The organism is Chloroflexota bacterium (assembly GCA_020850535.1).
Lineage (GTDB): Bacteria > Chloroflexota > UBA6077 > UBA6077 > JACCZL01 > JADZEM01.
Map to the genome: position 1 here is coordinate 58497 of JADZEM010000029.1, position 18654 is coordinate 77150.

Annotated in this window: 14 protein-coding genes and 1 riboswitch; of the genes, 6 read left to right on the plus strand and 8 right to left on the minus strand. The window is 67.6% G+C overall.

Features of this window, described 5'->3' with window-relative positions:
- Positions 1-44: 44 nt before the first annotated feature.
- The 6 genes from purH (at position 45) to IT306_05395 (ending at position 9356) form a co-directional block, all read left to right on the plus strand.
- A complete protein-coding gene (purH, locus tag IT306_05370) occupies positions 45-1595 on the plus strand; it encodes a bifunctional phosphoribosylaminoimidazolecarboxamide formyltransferase/IMP cyclohydrolase (protein MCC7367828.1) in 1551 nt (516 codons plus the stop codon).
- A gap of 69 nt (positions 1596-1664) precedes the next feature.
- Positions 1665-2132 carry a transcriptional repressor gene (locus tag IT306_05375; GenBank protein MCC7367829.1) on the plus strand — a complete coding sequence of 156 codons (468 nt, stop codon included), beginning with the start codon at positions 1665-1667 and terminating at the stop codon, positions 2130-2132.
- 61 nt (positions 2133-2193) lie between these two features.
- The gene (locus IT306_05380; protein ID MCC7367830.1) at positions 2194-4155 is read left to right on the plus strand and encodes a glycogen debranching enzyme family protein; all 1962 of its coding nucleotides are present in this window, start codon (positions 2194-2196) and stop codon (positions 4153-4155) included.
- Between the two features lie 28 nt (positions 4156-4183).
- Entirely contained in the window at positions 4184-4333 is a 150-nt protein-coding gene (locus IT306_05385) for a hypothetical protein (GenBank protein MCC7367831.1), read from the plus strand.
- An 11-nt stretch (positions 4334-4344) separates the two neighbouring features.
- The gene (locus tag IT306_05390) at positions 4345-7239 is read left to right on the plus strand and encodes a glucosidase (protein ID MCC7367832.1); all 2895 of its coding nucleotides are present in this window, start codon (positions 4345-4347) and stop codon (positions 7237-7239) included.
- Positions 7240-7412: 173 nt separating this feature from the next.
- Positions 7413-9356, plus strand: coding sequence for an LTA synthase family protein (locus IT306_05395; protein MCC7367833.1), 1944 nt, complete (start codon positions 7413-7415; stop codon positions 9354-9356).
- An 81-nt stretch (positions 9357-9437) separates the two neighbouring features.
- On the opposite strand, the gene IT306_05400 is transcribed toward IT306_05395, so the two are convergent.
- The 8 genes from IT306_05400 to IT306_05435 form a co-directional block, all read right to left on the minus strand.
- Positions 9438-10655 (minus strand): cytochrome P450, encoded by a 1218-nt coding sequence (locus IT306_05400; GenBank protein ID MCC7367834.1) that lies wholly within the window; start codon positions 10653-10655, stop codon positions 9438-9440.
- A 138-nt stretch (positions 10656-10793) separates the two neighbouring features.
- Complete coding sequence (locus IT306_05405; GenBank protein MCC7367835.1) at positions 10794-11744, minus strand: GDP-mannose 4,6-dehydratase; 951 nt, start codon at positions 11742-11744, stop codon at positions 10794-10796.
- Between the two features lie 327 nt (positions 11745-12071).
- The gene (locus IT306_05410; protein MCC7367836.1) at positions 12072-13301 is read right to left on the minus strand and encodes a methionine adenosyltransferase; all 1230 of its coding nucleotides are present in this window, start codon (positions 13299-13301) and stop codon (positions 12072-12074) included.
- Positions 13302-13320: 19 nt separating this feature from the next.
- Entirely contained in the window at positions 13321-14589 is a 1269-nt protein-coding gene (locus tag IT306_05415) for an adenosylhomocysteinase (GenBank protein MCC7367837.1), read from the minus strand.
- Between the two features lie 62 nt (positions 14590-14651).
- Complete coding sequence (locus IT306_05420; GenBank protein MCC7367838.1) at positions 14652-15566, minus strand: sugar kinase; 915 nt, start codon at positions 15564-15566, stop codon at positions 14652-14654.
- A gap of 8 nt (positions 15567-15574) precedes the next feature.
- On the minus strand, positions 15575-16387 hold the full coding sequence (locus IT306_05425; GenBank protein ID MCC7367839.1) for an S-methyl-5'-thioadenosine phosphorylase: 813 nt from the start codon (positions 16385-16387) through the stop codon (positions 15575-15577).
- Positions 16374-17471 carry an S-methyl-5-thioribose-1-phosphate isomerase gene (mtnA, locus tag IT306_05430; GenBank protein ID MCC7367840.1) on the minus strand — a complete coding sequence of 366 codons (1098 nt, stop codon included), beginning with the start codon at positions 17469-17471 and terminating at the stop codon, positions 16374-16376. Before mtnA ends, IT306_05425 begins: the two co-directional genes overlap by 14 nt.
- A gap of 120 nt (positions 17472-17591) precedes the next feature.
- A riboswitch (SAM riboswitch) is annotated at positions 17592-17720 on the minus strand.
- Between the two features lie 89 nt (positions 17721-17809).
- The gene (locus IT306_05435) at positions 17810-18325 is read right to left on the minus strand and encodes an adenine phosphoribosyltransferase (GenBank protein MCC7367841.1); all 516 of its coding nucleotides are present in this window, start codon (positions 18323-18325) and stop codon (positions 17810-17812) included.
- Positions 18326-18654 lie beyond the last annotated feature (329 nt).

Sequence of the window (18654 nt, forward strand, 5' to 3'; positions counted from 1 at the left end):
GACTGAATCATTCGTCCGGGCAGAGTGCCGGCGCCGAGGATGAGATGCGCGCGCTGATCAGCGTGTTCGACAAGACTGGTGTGGTGGACTTCGCTCGTGGGCTGGCCGATCGCGGCGTCGAGCTGATCGCCACTGGCAACACCGAAGCCATGCTCCGTGAGAGTGGCGTCGCCGTGCGCGGTATTCAGGAGCTGACCGGCTTCCCCGAGATCCTGGGCGGTCGCGTCAAGACCTTGCACCCGCTGATCTACGCCGGCATTCTCGGGTTGCGCCATGACCCCGGCCATCTCGAAGAGATGGACCGCGTCGGCGCATCGCCCATCGATTTCGTGGTCTGTAACCTCTACCCGTTCCGCGAGACCGCCAAGGGCTCCGGCCAGGATCTCGCGAACGTGCTGGAGAACATCGACATCGGCGGCGTGACGCTCCTGCGGGCGGCGGCCAAGAACTTCGCCCAGGTCGTGCCGATCTGCGACCCGATGGACTACGGGACCGTCCTCGACGAGCTGGCCAGCGACGCCGGCAACGTGGGCCAGGGGATTCGCAGGCGGCTGGCGGCCAAGGCGTTCCAGCACTGCGCCGTCTACGACACCCACATCTCGGGCTACCTGCGGAGCGCCGACGAGCTGTTCCCGGATCACCTGACGCTCGCCATGAAGAAGATCGGCGAGCTGCGGTACGGCGAGAACCCGCATCAGCTGGCCGCGTTCTATGCCGACAGCACCATCCGCAGCCTGCCGCGCGGCGTCGTCAGCGGCCGACAGCTACACGGCAAACAGCTCGCCTTCAATAACACCTACGACCTCGACGCTGCCTGGCGCATCGTGGCCGACTTCTCCGCGCCAACGGTCGCCATCGTCAAGCACGGCAACCCGGTCGGGCTGGCCTGCGGCGACGATCTCGCCGAGACCTATCGGCGGGCCGTGGCCGGCGATCCGCAAACGGCGTTCGGCGGCGCGATCAGCTTCAACCGGACCGTCAACGAGGCGGCCGCCCGCGAGATCGCCGAGGTCTTCTTCGAGGACTTGATCGCCCCGGACTACACCCCCGAGGCGCTGGCCGTCCTCCAGAAGAAGCGCGATCTCCGCATCATGGCGACCGGCTACCAGCCGGAGCGGCCCGGCGAGATCGAGGCCGGCGACCTCGACTTCAAGCGCGTGGTGGGCGGCTGGCTGGTGCAGACCCGCGATGCCCTCCCCGAGAACATGCTGACCCGCGACGTGGTCACCACGCGCCCGCCCACCCTCTCCGAGCTGACCAGCCTCCTCTTCGCGTGGCGGGCCGTCAAGCACGTCCACTCGCACGGCATCGTGCTGGCGCGCGGCCTCCAGCTGGTCGGCCTGGGCGCCGGGCAGCCGAGCCGGGTAGACGCCGTCGATCTGGCCTGCCGGAAGGCCGGCGACCGTGCAGCCGGCGCGGTGATGGCGTCCGATGCCTTCTTCCCGTTCCCGGACGGTATCGAGCGGGCGGCGGCGGCCGGCGTCACGGCGGTCATCCACCCGGGCGGCTCGATCCGCGATCAGCAGGCCATCGAGGTGGCGAACCGTCACCACATGGCGATGATCTTCACCCACCAGCGACACTTCAAGCACTAGGTCTGAGGGGGCCGCCTCGCGATCCGAGACGTGAACGTGCCCCGCCCAGTACACCGCCGAGGCGATGCGATGAGCGCGGACCCGGACTGCCACGGAGCCTGTGACGGAGCGGACGACCGAAATGGGCGGTCGTCGCTGCGGATGACGCCGCAGCGGCAGGCCATCCTTGACGCCGTGCGCGCCAGCAACGATCACCCGCGCGCCGCCGACATCTACGAGCGGGTGCGGCGGGTGCAGCCGGGCATCGCGTTCGCCACGGTCTACAACGCCCTGCACGCCCTGGCCGATCACGGCATCATCCTGCAGCTCTCGTTTGGCGACCATGCCAGCCGCTTCGACGCGCGCACCGACCGTCACGATCACGCGCTCTGCACGGCATGCGGGGATCTCGTGGATGCGGTCGCGCCGCCCTCGTTGGAGACGATCCAGCAGGCCGCTGCCGAGACCGGCTTCAGCATCCGGGCCTATCACACCCAGCTGCTCGGCGTGTGCGCCGCCTGCCAGCAGTGCGCTGTGGCGGAGACCGCCCGCCTGTAGCCCATGAAGGTCTGCTGCGAGGTCGCGCAGGGCGCCCTACGGCTCCGAGGGACGGGCAGCGATGGACCGACCTGATCTGCGCGAATGGCTCAGCACCAACGGCCTCGGCGGGTACGCCAGCGCCACCGTCAGCGGCGCAAACACCCGCCGCTATCATGGCCTCCTCGTGGCCGCGCTGGAGCCGCCCGGCCGGCGGACCGTGCTCCTCTCGCGGCTCGACGAGACGGCGATCGTCGGCGGCGAGGTCTACGACCTGGCAACCAACCTCTGGGCGTCGGGAATCACCGCGCCGGAGGGCTTCCGCCACCTGACCGCCTTCGAGCCCGAGCCGGTGCCGACCTGGACGTTCGGGGTGGGCCCTGGTAGGTTGGTCAAGCGTGTCGCCAGCCTGCCCGGCCACAATGCCGTAGCCGTCAGCTACCAGCTGGAGGTCGGCCCGCCCGTGCGCCTCGAACTCAAGGTGCTGGCGAACTCGCGCGACTTCCATGGCGATACCCACGGGCGGCCGGACTGGCGCTTCGTGCAGGAGCGTCTGCCGGCCGAGGGCGGCGCTGGCCGCCTGCGGGTGGCCGCCTGGGACGGCGCGCCGTCCTGGACGCTGAGCTGGCACAGCGACGCGCCCGCCGACTACCGGCCGTCCGGCCAGTGGTACTGGAGCTACGCCTACCCCGAGGAGGCGGCGCGCGGTCTCAATTCCGTTGAGGACAACTACTGCCTGGGCATTCTCGACGTGCGGCTGGCGGCCGGCGGCCGTGTCGATCTGCTGGCGTCCGCCGAGCCGCTCGACTGCTGGCCGACCACCGACGAGCTGGCCGAGCAGGCCGTTCGCCGTCGCCGCGAGCAAGTGCTGGCAGCCGCTCTGCCGCCCTCCCGCGCGTCAGAGCGGCTGGTGGCGGCTGCCGACCAGTTCCTGGTTCGGCGCGCCTCGACGGACGGCACGACGGTCATCGCCGGCTACCCCTGGTTTGGCGACTGGGGCCGCGACACGATGATCGCGCTGCCCGGCCTGACCCTGACCACGCAGCGCTTCGCCGAGGCCCGCGAGATCCTCCGGACGTTTGCGCGGTACTGCGACCGGGGCCTGCTGCCGAATCGCTTTCCCGACCACGGCGAAGCGCCCGAGTACAACACGGTCGATGCCACGCTGTGGTGGTTTCACGCCCTCGACCGATACTGGCGGCTCAGCGGCGACGACACGCTCGTGCACGAGCAGTTCCCGCTGCTGACCGGCGTGATCGACTGGCATCTGCGCGGCGCCCGCCACTGCATCCGCGCGGATCCGGCGGACGGGCTCCTCCAGGCCGGCGAGCCGGGCGTCCAGCTCACCTGGATGGACGCCCGCATCGGCGACTGGGTGGTGACGCCGCGCTACGGCAAGCCGGTCGAGGTGAACGCGCTCTGGCTCAACGCCCTGAGCGTCATGGCGCGGTTCGCGGAGCACCTGTCCGTGGACGCCAGCCGCTACCGGCGGCTGGCCGAGCACGCGCGCCAGGGCATGCAGCAGTTCTGGAGCGCCGAGCACGGCTACCTGTTCGATGTGATCTCGCCGAACGGCGCCGGTGACCCGACCCTGCGTCCAAATCTGTTGTTCGCGTTCAGCCTGCCCACGTCGGCGTTCACGCGGGAGCAGGGCGAGCAGGTGTTGGCAGTCGTGCGCGAACGGCTGCTGACGCCGTACGGGCCGCGCTCCCTGGCCCCCGGCAGCCCGGGCTACGATGGCCACTACGCCGGCGACGCGTTCCACCGCGACAGCGTCTATCACCAGGGCGCGGTCTGGCCGTGGCTGCTCGGGGCCTACGCCGATGCCCTGGTGAACGTGCGCGGGCGGACCCCTGCCGTCCTCGGCGAGCTGCGCGAGCGCGTCGCGCCGCTCCTTCGCCACCTGGAGGCGGAAGCGTGCCTCGGCAGCGTCTCCGAGATCTTCGATGGCGACCCTCCCCATGCCCCGAACGGCTGCGTGGCGCAGGCGTGGTCCGTGGCCGAGCTGCTCCGCGTCCACGCCATGACGGTGTCCCCCGCGTAACTGTCGGGCGACCGATGACCTTGCTACCCTGTACGTCGTGGATGCGAGCTTCTTCCCGTCGAACAGCTCGGTCAACCCATCGCTGACCACCATCGCCAACGCCCTCCGGGTCGGCGACCGGCTCCTGGAGCGGATGGGGATGCGGCGGCGGCGCGACGGCGCGATGGTCACCGCGTAGGAGTAGCCAGCATGTCGATCCATGAGACCGTCGAAGGGCGCCGCCTGGCCGAGGCGCGGTCCGGCGCCCAGGGCTGGAAGGTCTGGGGGCCATACCTCAGCGACCGCCAGTGGGGGACTGTCCGCGAGGACTACAGCACGTACGGGACAGCCTGGGAGTATTTCACGCACGACGACGCCCGCAGCCGCGTCTATCGCTGGGGCGAGGACGGCATCGGCGGCTACTCCGACGACCAGCAGCGGCTGTGCTTCGCGCTGGCGCTCTGGAACGGGCGAGACCCGATCCTCAAAGAGCGCTACTTTGGGCTGACCGGCAACCAGGGGAACCACGGCGAAGACGTTAAGGAGTACTACTTCTACCTCGATGCCACGCCCACGGCGTCCTACCTGAAGATGCTCTACAAGTACCCACAGGCCGCCTTCCCCTATGCGGACCTCTGCGACACCAACGCCCGGCGCAGCCGCGAGGAGCCCGAGTACGAGTTGATCGACACCGGCGTATTTGCCGAGGATCGCTACTTCGATGTGGCGATCGAGTACGCCAAGGCCGGCCCTGACGATACGCTCATCCGCATCAGCGCCACCAACCACGGCCCAGACGAGGCTGAGCTGCACCTGCTGCCGTCCCTCTGGTTCCGCAATACCTGGATCTGGGGCGGCTCGCACGACACGCACCCCAAGCCGCTCCTGCGACGGCAGACCGGCGGCGACGGGCAGGTTGTCGTGCGCGCGGAGCACCCGGAGCTTGGCCCGACGACGCTGACCTGCGAGGGTGCGCCCGCGCTCCTGTTCACCGAGAACGAGACGAATGCCCAGCGCCTCTTCAACGCGCCGAACTACGCGCCATTCGTCAAGGACGGCATCAACGACGCCGTGGTGCATGGGCTGGCCGACCGCGTCAACATGGCGCAGCAGGGCACCAAGGCTGCCGCCCACTATCGGCTGAGTGTCGCCCCCGGAGCTACCGAGACGATCCGCCTGCGCCTGACCGGCGACGCCACCATGCCGCCGCCCGTCAACCCCGCCGACGATCCCCGTGAGAACGGCCACGTGCGGAATCGGCCTGCGCGCAACGCTCATCATGAGGATGACGACGAGTTCGAGGACGAGGTGTTCGGCGGTGAGGGCGCATGGGGCGTCTGGGACGACGAGCGCGCCTTTCGCGGCCGCTCGGTCCCGCCCGAGGAGGCGTTCCGCGACTGCGACGCCGTGTTCGCGCAGCGCATCGCCGAAGCTGACGCCTTCTACGCCGCCGTCCATCCGGCCGCCCTGACCGCCGACGAGCGCCTGGTGCAGCGGCAGGCGTTCGCGGGGTTGATCTGGTCGAAGCAGCTGTTCTACTTCGACGTGCGCGAGTGGCTGGACGGCGACCCCGGCCAGCCTCCCCCGCCGCCGGAGCGTCGCCAGGGCCGCAACCGCGAATGGCCGCACTTCAACGCCATGGACATCATGTCGATGCCGGATGCCTGGGAGTACCCGTGGTTCGCGGCCTGGGATCTGGCGTTCCACTGCATCCCGCTCGCCCTGATCGATCCTGACTTCGCCAAGGATCAACTGCTGCTGCTCGGGCGGGAGTGGTTCCAGCACCCGAACGGGCAGGTTCCGGCCTACGAGTGGGCCTTTGGCGACGTGAACCCGCCGGTGGTGGCCTGGGCCGCCTGGCGCGTCTACAAGATCGATCAGAAGCGCAGCGGTCAGTCTGACCTCGACTTCCTCGAACGGGTCTTCCACAAGCAACTGCTCAACTTCACCTGGTGGGTGAACCGCAAGGACTCGGAGGGGAACAACGTCTTCGAAGGCGGCTTCCTGGGGCTGGACAACATCGGCGTCTTCGACCGCAGCCGGCCGCTGCCAACGGGCGGCCACCTGGAGCAGAGCGACGGCACCAGCTGGATGGGCATGTTCTGCCTCAACATGCTGACCATCGCCCTGGAGCTGGCGACCCGGAACCGCGTCTACGAGGACGTGGCGACCAAATTCTTCGAGCACTTCCTCTACATCGCCAACGCCATGAACACCCTCGGCGCGAACGGCGTGTCGCTGTGGGACGACGAAGACGAGTTCTTCTGCGATGTGCTCCACCAGAGCGACGGCCAGGCTATGCCGATGAAGATCCGCTCGATGGTCGGCGTGATCCCGCTGTTTGCCGTGACGACCATCGAGCCGGACCTGCTGGCGCGCCTGCCGGACTTCCGCGCCCGCCTCGAATGGTTCCTGGAGCACCGTCCCGATCTTGCCAGCCTCGTTTCGCGCTGGCAGGAGCCGGGGCTTGGCGAGCGGCGGCTGCTGGCCATCGCACGGGGCCACCGGATGAAGCGCGTGCTGCGGCGCATGCTGGACGAGGCCGAGTTGCTCTCGCCGTACGGGGTGCGGGCGCTCTCGCGCTTCCACCTGGAGCGGCCCTACGTCCTCGACGCGGACGGCGCGCGCTACATGGTCCAGTACCAGCCGGGCGAGTCGAACAGCGGCCTCTTCGGCGGCAACTCGAACTGGCGCGGCCCGATCTGGTTTCCCGTCAACTACCTGATTATCGAGTCGCTGCAGCAGTTCCACCACTACTACGGCGACGATTTCAAGGTCGAGTACCCGACCGGCTCCGGGCAGCTGTTGACCCTGGACGAGATCGCCACGGCCCTGGCCGGCCGCCTCGCCAGCATCTTCCTGCGCGACGCACAGGGTCGGCGGGCCGTCTTCGGGGACGTGCCCACATTCCAGGCTGACGCCCGCTGGAGCGACTGCATCCCGTTCTACGAGTACTTCCATGGCGACAATGGCCGGGGCGTCGGCGCGAGTCACCAGACCGGCTGGACGGCGCTCGTCGCGAAGCTGCTCGACACGGCGGGCCGGCACCGCGAACCGGCCTCGGGACGCCAGCCGGACCCGCTGACCACGGCAAACGTTACCTGATCGCCAACGTGCATCCCGACACGCATCGACTGTGAAGAGATCTTCACACCTGGGGCCGTACTGACTCGGTATGATCCGCTGCCACCGACGATTGAATCATCGTCGGTGGCAGCACGGCGCTCAGTGTGCGCGGGCACCCTCCCGGCCGTGCAGTTTGCCGGCGTGAGGGGGCTGTGGCGCGTCCGTCAAGTTCGACCGTTCCCGAGCAATCGCTCGCTGCCTGGCTGGCCGAAGTCGGGCCGGTCGCCGTCATCGTCATGGTGCTCTGGGCGAAGCTGATCCACATCGGGATGCGGCTGCCGAGCGTGTCCTGGGCCGGCGCTGAGCCGCTCCACCTCGTCGCCGCCATGCGCGCGTACCCCGACATGTTCACGGCCACGCTGGCGGCCCTCTTGCTGCCCGTTCCGCTGCTGATGCTCCTGCCCCGTCTGCCGCGCGCCCTCTTCACGCTCGCCATCAGCGCGGCGCTGACCACCGTCGCGGTGGCCGACCTGATCCACGTCCGCTTCTACGCCGATGTGACCTCGGTCTCGGCGCTGGCCCAGACGCCGATGCTGACCTGGGTGCTCGACAGCGTCCAGACCCTGATCGATCCGTCTGATTTCGTCTACTTCGCCGACATTCCGGTCGGCCTGCTGGCGCTGGTCTGGTATCTCCGCTGGATTCGTCCGTTGCCGGCCCGAGATCTGGCCGGGCGGATGCGGCTCGGCCTGACGCCGATGATCGCCGCGCTGTTGCTGGTCCTGCCGACGATGCGCTTTGTCTGGAACGACTCGCGCAGCCTGTTCGGCTACTCGACGATCCGCCTGGAAGTGGCCTCGGCCATCGGGCTGCTGCCGTACCACCTGACCGACCTCGCGCTCGGGCTGGCGCTGCGTCCGCACGACGTCAGCGCGCCCGATCTGGCCCGCGTACGCGCCTTTCTGGACCGCAAGGCCCAGTCTACGCCGCCGCCCTCGGAGTTGTTCGGCATCGCGAAGGGCAAGAACCTGATCGTGCTGAGCGCCGAGTCAACGCAGGCGTTCGTGATCGGGCTGGAGATCGACGGGCAGCCCATCGCGCCGAACCTCACGGCGCTGACCCGCGAGAGCATCTACCTCGCCAACAACTACGAGCCAACGCATCTCGGTTCGACGGCCGATGCTGAGTTCTCCATCATGCAGTCGCTGTATCCGCTGCCGGTCGGCGTGATGGCGGCGCGCTACGCCCGCAACGAGTATCGCGGCATGCCGGCACTGCTGGCGGAGCAGGGGTACGGCACCTTTGTCGCCGTCGGTGCGATGCCGCACTTCTGGAACATGAATCAGCTGCACCCCCGTTACGGCTTCCAGCGGGCCTACTACGAGCAGCAGTTTCAGGTGAATGAGCGCGTCATCGCCTGGATCTCGGACCGCGAGTTCTTCACCCAGATGCGCCCGATCCTGATGGATCAACACGAGCCGTTTATGGGGTTCATGCTCTCCTCGTCCAGCCACCACCCGTACACCATCCCCGAGCATCTGCGGACGTTGAAGCTTGGCAAGCTCGAAGGCACGATGCTGGGCGACTATCTGCACGCCGTCCACTACTTCGACCAGGAGCTGGGGACGTTCATCGGCTGGATGCGCGAGAGCGGCCTGCTGGATCGGTCGGTGCTGGTCGTGTACGGCGATCACCAGGGCTTCCTGAGCGGCGAGGCCGACCTGCCCGGCATCCTTGGCTTCTCGGAGTGGAACGAGTACCACCACTTCAAGGTCGTCAAGCGAACGCCGATCGTCATCCGGCTGCCCGGTGGCGCGGCGGCCCAGGAGTTCCAGGGTGCGAGCAGCCACCTGGACGTGGCCCCGACGGTGCTCGGCCTGCTTGGGGTCGACTCCAGCTCGACGGTGCTGCTCGGGCGTGACGTGATGCGACCCGGCGAGGGGCTGGCGATCTTCCGCGACGGCAGCTTCGCCGACGAGTCGCACTACTTCGTCAATCGGTTTGGGCGGACGCTGGCCTCGCGCTGCTACGAGGCCACCACCGCCGAGCTGATCGACTGCGAGCCGCTGGACGAGGTCCGCCAGCAGGTGCGCGAACGCCTGGAAGTCTCGGACATCATCGTCCAGGGCGACCTGATCCCGCAGCTCCGCCGGTAGCCTCTGCTGACACTATGGCACGCACGTCGCTATTCGCCACGCAGGGGCAATCGTCAGTTGAGCGCTGACCGATCAGGGCCGTCACTTCCGTCGCCCAAATGCCACCGGGAGGTGAGCGAGCCCACGCAGCACGATTCCCGGACGCCAACGAAGCTGGTCGAAAGGCACTGTCAGTCGTAGGTCTGGGAGACGCTGAATCAGCGTGCCAAGCGCGATGCGGCCTTCCAGCCGTGCGAGTGGAGCGCCCACGCAGTAATGGATACCGTGGCCAAACGCGAGATGTTGGCGAGCGTCGCGCGTCAGATCGAGCGTGTCAGGATCGATGTAGCGATTGGCATCGCGGTTGGCCGACCCAAGCAGCACGTGGACAAGCTCACCGCGTGGAATGGTGACGCCTCCGACAGTGATGTCCTCCGCTGCCCAGCGTTCCGTCGCGGCCTCGACCGGGCTGGCGTGTCGCAGTAGCTCCTCGATTGCGGGCCCGAGCAGATTCGGCTCTCGCCGAAGCCGTTCCAGTTGATCAGGATGCTGCAGCAACGCCAGTGTGCCGTTGCCGATGAGATGCGCCGTCGTTTCATGTCCGGCGATGAGAATCAGCGATGTCATTGAGAATAGTTCTGTCTCCGAGAGACGATCACCATCCCCTTCGGCACGAACGAGCGCGCTGATCAGGTCATCCTGAGGTCGGCCTCGACGCAGAGCGAACAGGCTCCGGAAGAAATCAACGTACTCATCGACGGCCGAGGCGAGTTGCTCAACGGACTTGTCTGTGGGCGGTGCGGAGATGAAGGCGCTCGACCATGCACGCAATCTCACGCGATCTTGGTCTGGCACGCCGAGCAGCTCACCGATGATGGTTATCGGAATGGGCAGTGCATAGTCAGTGATAAGATCGGCCTCACCGCGCGGTGCCATCTTGTCCAGCAGCTCATCGGCCAACTGCTGGATTCGTGGACGTAGTCCGTCGATGCGCCGTGGAGTGAACGCTCGACTGACCAATGCACGAAGACGTGTGTGGTTCGGTGGATCCTGCGAAAGCATGCTTTGCTGAAGCAGCGCCAATGCCGGCGTGAGCTTCGGGAATCGTGACTTCTGTGCGGGAGTAAGAACGTGCCTCGCATCCTTCACGAACCGAGGATCGCTGAGAACCGCCATTGCGTCATCGTAGCGCGCAATAAGCCAGATCGGACCGACGCCGGCCAGGTTCACTCGATGTACCGGCCGCTCCACCTGCAACTGTCGAAACAAGGGAAACGGGTCGGCTTTGAATGCAGCGTCGAACGGTGCGTATTCGTTCATGCTGGCTCGGAGACCCCCGGTGCGTCAGCAGCCCCGCAATATTGGGTCCGGCCAGTTGCCCTTCTCCAGCATGCGGAAGGCGGCGCTACATCAGTTGGGGTCTTGCGGGTACGGGGAACTGCCCCTGCGTCGTTTCGGTCAGGCTCGGACGCGCGCCCGCCAGTCGTCCAGCACGTCGCGGAGCGTCTGCTCGAACGGGATCTCCGTGCGCCAGCCCGTGGCCGCCTCGATCTTCGAGCAGTCGGCGTACATGGCGGGGATCTCGCTCGGGCGCATCCTGGCCGGGTCTACCACGACCTCTGGCCGGACCGTCGTCAGGACCAGCAGGTCGTCGAGGATGCTCTGGATCGTCCGGCCCACGCCCGAGCCGAGGTTGTAGACCTCGCCCGGCTCGCCGCGCTCGATCAGCAGCCGGTAGCCCCGCACGATGTCGCGCACATCCGAGAAGTCGCGCACACCGCTCAGGTTGCCGACGGCCATCCTCGGCTCAGCGCCGCACAGCTCCATCCGCGCAACCTGCTGTGCGAAGTCGGTTGTCACGAAGCCGGGCGCTTGCCCTGGCCCGATGTGCGTGAACGGGCGTGCCCGAACGACCTGGAGCATCCGCGCTCGGAAGTACTGGTGGCCCAGCATGTCCTGGGTGACCTTGCTGACGGCGTACGGACTGACCGGCCGCAGCTCCTTGTGCTCCTCGATCGGCAGCTCTGATGGGTCGGTCAGCCCGTACTCCTCGTTGGAGCCGATGACCAGGATGCGGGCCTCGGGCGCGAGCTTCACGCAAGCGTCGAGCAGGTGCACCTGCCCCACAATGTTGTTCTGGAGCGTCTCCAGCGGCGATTCGAACGACCGCATCACCGAGGCCTGACTGGCGAGGTGGTAGACGGCGTCCGGGCGCGCATCTGCGACTGCCTGCTCGACCGAGTCGCGGTCCATCAGATCCGCGACGGTCATCCTGATGGCCGGGTCCAGCCCCCCGACATCGCGTCCTGCACGCGACAGCCCCCAGATCTCGTGACCGCCCTGAGCGAAGAGATGCGCCGCGAGGTGCCGACCGGCAAAGCCGGCCACTCCGGTGATCAACACACGCATCGAACGGTCGGCCTCCGGCGAGTTGTCAGCTATCAGCGGTCAGTTCTCAGCCGAGCAATCCGTTCCGTGGTGAGCATGGCTTCAGCGCTGGTCCTTGGCGGACTCCCACTGACATTCCATCTGACAACTGACGACCTGACAACTGACGACTGAGAACTCCACTCAGGATGACAGATCGGGCTGCGGTCCGGCGAGTCGTTCGCGGGTGAAGCAAGAGATCCCTCGCTCCACCCGTGCGAAGCGAGGGATCTCTGGGACATCAGTTCGCCATCGTGACCGTCGCAACGCAACGGCAGAATGCAGGCGGGGGTTTCACCCCCCGACCACTTAGCTGACGGCCGCGCCGGCTTCCTTGCGAAGGATCTCGGCCTTGTCGATAGCCTCCCACGGCGCATCGATGTCGTTGCGCCCGAAGTGGCCGTAGGCCGCCGTCCGCTGGTAGATCGGGCGGCGCAGGTCAAGCTCCTTGATGATCGCGGCGGGCCGCAGATCGAAGTGCTTCTTGACCAGTTCGAGGATCGTCTCCTCGTCGACCTTGTTCGTGCCGAACGACTCGACCATGATCGAGACCGGCTTCGCCACGCCGATGGCGTACGCCAACTGCACTTCGAGGCGCTCGGCCAGGCCGGCCGCCACGATGTTCTTCGCCACGTAGCGGGCAGCGTACGCCGCCGAGCGGTCCACCTTCGTCGGATCCTTGCCCGAGAACGCGCCGCCGCCGTGCCGCGCCATGCCGCCGTAGGTGTCCACGATGATCTTGCGGCCCGTCAGGCCTGAGTCGCCCCAGGGGCCGCCGATGACGAAGCGGCCGGTCGGGTTGATCAGGATGCGGGTCTGGGCGTTGAGGAACTCCTTCGGCACGATCGGCTTGATGACGAAGGTCTCCAGGTCGGCGCGGATCTGCTCCTGGGAGACATCCTCGGCGTGCTGCGTCGAGATGACGATGGTGTCCACCCGCTTCGGCTTGCCGAACTGGTACTCCACCGTCACCTGGCTCTTGCCGTCTGGCCGCAGGTAGCCCAGCGTGCCGTTCTTGCGGACCTCGGTTAGCCGGTGCGTCAGCTTGTGCGCGAGGTCGATTGGCAGCGGCATGTACGAATCGGTCTCGTTGCAGGCGAACCCGAACATCATGCCCTGGTCGCCAGCGCCGGTGTCGAGGTCGTCCGTCAACTGCTGCTGCTTCGCCTCCAGCGCCTTGTCGACGCCGAGCGCGATGTCAGCCGACTGGCCGGAGAGGTGCACCTCGATGTGGACGGTGTGCCCCGACGTACCGTGCGAGCGGTCGGTGTAGCCGATCTCGTTCAGCGTCTTGCGAACGAGGTCACGCACCACGTGCTTCGGCGGCAGCGGCGTGACCTCGCCGAACACCGAGACCCAGTCGTCGGCCTCGTCTGACTTGATGCCGGACTCGCAGGCGACGCGGGCGGTCGGCGTCTGCGACAGCGACCAGTCCAGGACGGCGTCCGAGATCTGATCGCAGATCTTGTCCGGGTGGCCTTCCGTCACCGACTCGGAGGTGAACAGCAGGCTGGGGGCGTTCATGAATGTGTCGGACATCGGTTGGCTCCCTCTCCTCTCAGGTCCCCTGTTCCCAGGACGCCAGGTACTTCGTCTGCTCGGCGGTGAGCGTGTCGATCTTGACACCCATCGAGTCGAGCTTGAGCCGGGCGATCTCGCGGTCGATCTCCTCCGGCACGACGTACACCTGGTTCGTCAGCGTCGCGGCGTTCTTGACCATGTACTCAGCGCCCAGGGCCTGGTTGGCGAAGCTCATGTCCATCACGGCCGCCGGGTGGCCCTCAGCCGCCGCGAGGTTGATCAGGCGGCCCTGGCCGAGCAGGTACACCCGCCGCCCGTTGTTCAGACGGTACTCCTCGACGAAGTCGCGGATGGTCCGCTTCGCCTTGGTCTCGGCCTCGATCGCCGGGATGTTGATCTCGTCGTTGAAGTGGCCCGAGTTGCAGATGATCGCGCCGTCCTTGAAGGCGGCGACGTGCTGGGCATCGACCACGTTCAGGTTGCCCGTCACGGTGATGACCACGTCCGCCTTCGGAGCCGCATCGAGGAGCGTCGAGACCTGGAAGCCATCCATCAGGGCCTCGATGGCGCGAACCGGATCGACCTCGGTCACGATGACGTTCGAGCCGAGGCCCTTGGCCCGGCTGGCAACGCCACGACCGCACCAGCCGTAGCCGACCACGACGACGGTCTTGCCGGCCAGCAGGACGTTGGTGGCCCGGATCACGCCGTCCAGCGTGCTCTGGCCCGTGCCGTACCGGTTGTCGAAGAAGTGCTTGGTCATCGCCTCGTTGACGGCGATGACGGGGAACTTCAGCGCGCCGTCGTTCGCCATCGCCTTGAGGCGGATGACGCCCGTGGTCGTCTCCTCGGTCCCGCCGACGACGTTCGGCAGCAGGTCCGGCTTCTGGGTGTGGAGCACCGTCACGAGATCCGCGCCGTCGTCCATCGTCAGGTTCGGGCGATGGGCCAGGGCCGCCTCGATGTGCTGGTAGTAGGTCTTCTCGTCCTCGCCCTTGATGGCGTAGGTCGGGATGCCGTGCTCGCCAGCCAGGGCAGCCGCGACGTCGTCCTGGGTCGAGAGCGGGTTGGAGGCGCAGAGGACGATGTCGGCGCCGCCCTCCTTGAGCACGACGGCGAGGTTGGCCGTCTCGCTGGTCACGTGGAGGCAGGCCGAGAGGCGCAGACCAGCCAGCGGCTTCTCCTTGCGGAACCGCTCGCGAATCAGGTTGAGGACCGGCATCTCGGACCCGGCCCACTCCATCTTGAGGAGACCACGATCAGCGAGGCCGATGTCCTTGACATCGTAGTTGTTGCCACTTGCCATGCGAGGTTGTTCCTTTCTCTCAGAGCCCGCGCGTGCGTGCGGCTCGGCGAGGGGGCCGCCCCTCAGGAGGCGACCGTCTCGAAACTGGTGAACTCGAGAAGCTCGCGGTACCGAGCCTCCACGTCGTCGCGGGTGATGCTGGCGAGGCGGTCCACACCCAGCGACTCGCAGGTGAACGAGGCGACGGCCGTCCCGTGGATCAGCGCCCGCTTGATCCCGCCGAACGACAGATCGCCAGTTGACGCGAGGTAGCCCATGAAGCCGCCGGCGAACGAGTCGCCCGCGCCGGTCGGATCCTTGACATCTTCGAGCAGCAGGGCCGGCGCGCCGAAGACGCCGTGCTCCGAGACCAGGATCACGCCGTGCTCGCCCTTCTTGACGACGACGGCCTGCGGCCCGAGCTTCATGATGTGGCGGGCGGCGGCCAGCAGGCTCGGCGTGCCGGCGAACTCGCGCGCCTCCTGGTCGTTGATAGTGATGGCGTGCGACGCGCTCATCGCCTCGGTCAGCTGCGGCTTCTGGGTCTCGATCCACAGGTTCATCGAGTCCAGCACCATCAGCTTCGAGGCCTCAGCCTGCTTCTGCACCGCCATCTGGAGCGTCGGCAGGATGTTGGCCAGGAAGACGTAGGGCGCCTTCCGGTAGCTGCCGGGCAGGACCGGCTGGAAGTCCGCGAACACCCCGAGCTTTGTCGTGATGGTGTCGCGGGTGTTCATGTCGTAGTGGTACTTGCCCTCCCAGAAGAACGACTCGCCCGGGCTGCGTTGCAGGCCGTCCAGGTTGATGCCCTTCTTGTCGAGCATCTCGATGTGCTCTTCCGGGTAGTCGTCGCCGATCACCGCCACGATGCCCACGTCGGTGTAGAGCCGCGCGGCCAGCGCGAAGTACGGCGCGGAGCCGCCCAGCACCCGCTCGACGCGCTCGAACGGCGTCTCCAGCGTGTCCAGCCCGAGGGATCCGACCGTTATCAGCCCGATCTGATTGCTCAACCGATCACCGCTCCCGTCAGCGCCGTAGCGCAGATGCAGGCTCGCTCACGCGGGATGCGCGGGATCATCCGCAGCAGCAGATCGCGGACACGAGCGTTGTTCCGATGGAAGACCTCGATCACGCCGGCCACCGAGACCGCCTCGATGTCCTTGCGGCCGGCCAGCCCCACGTCGTAGTCGGTGATCAGCGAGATCCCGACGTAGCAGACCTCCAGCTCCCGCGCGAGCACCTGCTCGGGGAACTGGGTCATGTTGACGACCTCCCAGCCCGCGGACGAGAACCAGCGGCTCTCGGCGCCGGTCGAGAACCGTGGCCCCTGAATGATGACCACCGTACCGGTCTCGTGGACGGTGATCTCCAATCCCTGCCCTGCCGCGATGGCAAGCTGGCGCAGCTCAGGGCAGTACGGCTCGGCCCCGCCGATGTGGACGACTGGCGGGCCGTCGTAGAAGGTCGAGTGACGGTTCGTGGTCCGGTCGACGAACTGATCGACGACCACGAAGTCGCCGGGCTTCACGTGCGGCTGGAGGCTGCCAGACGCATTCGGCCCGAGGATGCGGGTCACGCCCAGTGAGGCCAGCGCCCAGACGTTGGCCCGGTAGTTGATGGCGTGCGGCGGGTAGCGGTGGCCCGGACCGTGCCGCGCCAGGAAGGCGACCCGCACACCCTCGTAGACGCCAACGGCGATGCGGTCGCTGGGCGGGCCGTAGGGCGTCTGCACGGCGTGGTGCTCCACGTCCGCGAGCAGGTCGTAGAAGCCCGAGCCGCCGATGACGGCGACATCGGCGAGATCCTTACGCTCGAACACGCGTCTCCTCGTTCCCGGAGGCTGATGTCTGGCGAGCAGCCTCGGCGGCGGCCACGGCAGCCTGCAAGGCTGGCTCGAACGGCGGGCGCAGGACGCCCTGCTCGGTGATGATGGCGGTGACGAGCCGGTGCGGCGTCACGTCGAACGCCGGGTGGGCCGCCCGCACGCCGGCCGGGGCGATGCGCATGCCGGCGATCTGGGTGACCTCGTCCGAGGACCGCTCCTCGATGGTGATGTCGTCGCCGTTCGCCAGCGCGAGATCCACGGTCGAGGTTGGCGCGGCGACGTAAAACGGAAGGCCGTGCTCCTTGCAGAGCACGGCCAGCGTGTACGTCCCGATCTTGTTCGCCACGTCGCCGTTGGCGGTGATGCGGTCGGCGCCGACGATCGCGAGATCGACCGCGCCGCGACGCATGAAGTGGCCGGCCATGTTGTCGGAGATCAGCGTCTGCGGGATGCCTTCCCGATCGAGCTCCCAGGCTGTCAGCCGCGCGCCCTGGAGGAACGGCCGGGTCTCGTCCACGAAGACGTGGATCTCCTTGCGGTCGCCGTGCGCCGCGCGGATCACCCCGAGCGCCGTTCCGTACTCGACGGTGGCGAGGGAGCCGGTGTTGCAGTGGGTGAGGATCGATGCGCCCCGCGGGATCAGCGTGTTGCCGTACGCGCCGATCTGGCGGTTGGTCGCCACGTCTTCCTCGGCGATGGCGTCCGCCTCGGCCAGCAGCGCGCCCGCTAGCGCGTCAACGCCGTTGGCCTGCCCGGCGGTGGCGTCGGCTGCGCGCAGCATGCGGTCCACCGCCCAGGCGAGGTTCACCGCCGTCGGGCGCGCAGACTTGAGATCGTCGCCGGCAGCGCGCAGGGTCGCGAGCGCGTCCGGGAGAGCACCGGCGGCCAAAGCCTGCGCTGCCAGCGCCATGCCGTAGGCGGCGGCGGCCCCGATGGCGGGTGCGCCGCGCACCTTCATGGTGCGGATCGCGTCGCGAACCTCGCCGGGCGTACGGCACTCGATCACCCGCAGCTCGCCGGGCAGCACAGTTTGATCGATCAGCCGCAGGGCGTTGTTCTGGAACTCGACGGTACGCATGGTCGGTTGGCAGCCTCTGGGATCTGGCTCACGAACGGCGGCGGCGCGAAGCTGTGCGAAGGAAACTCGCGGGCAAAAAAAGAGGCTCTCCGGAGAGAACCTTGCGCGGACGATCGTCGCTTCTCATCTTCCAGGACGCGCGCGGCGTCCTGTCGGAATTGGCACCTGCCTGCTCGCTGGCGCTGTCGCCTGACGAGCGGGGGTTGCCGGGCTTCGTCGGGCCAGTCCCTCCGCCTCTCTTGATAAGAGCGCGCGAATCTTCAGTTGTCGAGTGCCGCCTCCAGGCTGGCGGCCGGGCCAGATCGGCGCGGAGTATACCAGAAATGGCGGGCGGCTTGTCAGTACGAGACCAGCGACGTCACCCGATACCCTTCGAGCCGGCGACGGCCGTCGAGGAAGGTCAGCTCCACCAGGAACGCCGTGCCGGCGACCTCGCCGCCGAGCCGCTCGACCAGGTCGATGGTCGCACCGACGGTTCCGCCGGTTGCCAGCAGATCGTCCACCACCAGCACCCGCTGTCCCTCGGTCACGGCGTCGGTGTGCAATTCCAGGGTGTTGGTGCCGTACTCCAGCGCGTATTCGGCCGAGATCGTTTCGGCCGGGAGCTTGCCGAGCTTGCGGACGGGCGCAAACCCGACGCCGAGGTTGTAGGCGATCGGCGCGGCGAAGATGAACCCGCGCGATTCCATCCCGACTACCAGATCGACGTTCCACCCCTGGACCCGCCTCGTGATCTGGTCGATGGACTCGTGAAAGGCCGCTCCGTCCTTCAGGAGCGTGGTGATGTCCTTGAAGAGGATGCCCTTCTGCGGGAAGTCCGGGACGTCGCGAATGCGGCTGGCGAGGTCGATCATCGGTTCGTCTGGCTCCGCGTGTGTGGGCCGCTCGTCGGTCGAAGCTGCGTGGCCCAGGGTGAGATCGGGCCGGTTCGTGGCGCTGGCCGGCGCGGCCGGCAACCACCAACTGCCGGGGAATTCTACGAGCCGGCCGCCGCGAACGGAAGTCCAGGCCGTGGTGACCCAGGGCAATCGCATGGTGATGTCGTCGTGCAGCGGCGTCGGGGCTTGAAAGCCCCGCCTACGATCCTGCAGTCGCTGCGCGACGCCCCGGTCTCACCGGACGACGCTGTTCCCGGTGTCCGTCGCGCAGCGACGGCGTGACTGTAGGCGGGGACTTCAGTCCC

Coding starts and splice junctions, on each gene's coding strand:
- purH (MCC7367828.1), top strand. CDS start 45: ATGCGCGCGCTGATCAGCGTGTTCGACAAGACTGGTGTGGTGGACTTC.
- IT306_05375 (MCC7367829.1), top strand. CDS start 1,665: ATGAGCGCGGACCCGGACTGCCACGGAGCCTGTGACGGAGCGGACGAC.
- IT306_05380 (MCC7367830.1), top strand. CDS start 2,194: ATGGACCGACCTGATCTGCGCGAATGGCTCAGCACCAACGGCCTCGGC.
- IT306_05390 (MCC7367832.1), top strand. CDS start 4,345: ATGTCGATCCATGAGACCGTCGAAGGGCGCCGCCTGGCCGAGGCGCGG.
- IT306_05400 (MCC7367834.1), bottom strand. CDS start 10,655: ATGAACGAATACGCACCGTTCGACGCTGCATTCAAAGCCGACCCGTTT.
- IT306_05405 (MCC7367835.1), bottom strand. CDS start 11,744: ATGCGTGTGTTGATCACCGGAGTGGCCGGCTTTGCCGGTCGGCACCTC.
- IT306_05410 (MCC7367836.1), bottom strand. CDS start 13,301: ATGTCCGACACATTCATGAACGCCCCCAGCCTGCTGTTCACCTCCGAG.
- IT306_05415 (MCC7367837.1), bottom strand. CDS start 14,589: ATGGCAAGTGGCAACAACTACGATGTCAAGGACATCGGCCTCGCTGAT.
- mtnA (MCC7367840.1), bottom strand. CDS start 17,471: ATGCGTACCGTCGAGTTCCAGAACAACGCCCTGCGGCTGATCGATCAA.
- IT306_05435 (MCC7367841.1), bottom strand. CDS start 18,325: ATGATCGACCTCGCCAGCCGCATTCGCGACGTCCCGGACTTCCCGCAG.